The sequence below is a fragment of the Streptomyces sparsus genome (genome assembly GCF_054776295.1).
The window spans coordinates 1,773-2,887 of the sequence record NZ_BAAHCA010000636.1 but is presented as its reverse complement, the minus strand read 5'-3'; the positions used below and the strand labels follow the sequence as shown (position 1 = coordinate 2,887).

General features: G+C 75.3%; 2 protein-coding genes. Both read left to right on the top strand.

Going from position 1 to position 1,115, the window contains the following annotated elements:
• On the top strand, positions 1–549 hold a 549-nt coding region (locus ACYVE9_RS21425; protein ID WP_461029517.1), incomplete at its 5' end, for a phosphotransferase family protein.
• Between the two features lie 50 nt (positions 550–599).
• Positions 600–929, top strand: a complete 330-nt coding sequence (locus ACYVE9_RS21420) for a TFIIB-type zinc ribbon-containing protein (protein ID WP_461029516.1) — start codon at positions 600–602, stop codon at positions 927–929.
• Positions 930–1,115 lie beyond the last annotated feature (186 nt).

Below are 1,115 nucleotides of genomic sequence, written 5' to 3'. Positions count from 1 at the left end.
ATGCGCGCTTGTGGCGCCGACCCCCGGCACGTGCGCCTCGTCGAGCGGGTGTGGGCGGGCCTCCCCGCCCGTGCCAGGAACGCCGACGCCCACAACGCCGCCCAGGACGGGACGCCCGCCGCCCACAACGGGACCGGTCGCGCCGGTCCCGTTGTCGCGCTCTGCCACGGAGACCTGCACCTGGGCCAGTTGGTGCGGCCACCGAGCCGCGCGGAGCGCTGGCTGCTCATCGATGTCGACGACCTGGGGGTCGGGGACCCGGCGTGGGACCTGGCCCGGCCGGCGGCCTGGTACGCCGCAGGTCTGCTGCCGACGGAGGACTGGCAGCGGTTTCTCGGTGCCTATCTCGACGCCGGCGGCTGCGCGGTGCCGCCCGGCACCGACCCGTGGGCGGTGCTCGACGTGCCGGCCCGGGCGCTGACCGCGCAGACCGCGGCGAGCGGCCTGGTCCGGGCAGTCGCCGAGGGCAGGCCGCCGGACGAGGTGGAACTGGTGCTGCTGGACACCTGCTTGCGCATTGCCGGCCCCGGAGGGCCCGCACAGGCTTAGGCTGGCTCCGGCCGGAGGGGCCGGCCGGTTTTCGCGAGGAGAAGCAGACGATGCAGTGTCCCAAGTGCCGTGCGCCCATGCAGACGTACAACCGCGGCGGCGTGCAGATCGAGCAGTGCGGCGGATGCCGGGGGATCTTCCTCGACTACGGCGAGCTGGAGGCGCTCACCAGCCTGGAGTCGCAGTGGAGCCAGCAGCCGCCGCCCGCCCAGCCCGCGCCGCCGCCCGCCCAGCCGCACCCGGGCGGCCAGCCGTACCCGGCGCAGCCCTACCCCGCCGCCCAGCCCTACGCGGCGGCACCCGCCTGGGGAGCGCCGCGGCACGGGCACCACGGCTACCGGGGCAAGAAGGGCTTCGGCCGCATGCTGTTCTCCTCCTGAGCCGAGCCGCCCCCGAACCCCCCTGAGCCGCCCCCGAACGGCCGTCGGCCGCCCGACTCGGGAGGGCCCGCGCAGTGCCCGCACGACAGAGCCCCCGGCCGGAAGGCCGGGGGCTCTGTGCGAGGTGTGGACGATACTGGGATTGAACCAGTGACCTCTTCCGTGTCAGGGAAGCGCTCTCCCGCT

Bases quoted from the DNA above. Each gene is read 5' to 3' on its own strand.
- ACYVE9_RS21420 (WP_461029516.1), top strand. From the start codon at position 600: ATGCAGTGTCCCAAGTGCCGTGCGCCCATGCAGACGTACAACCGCGGC.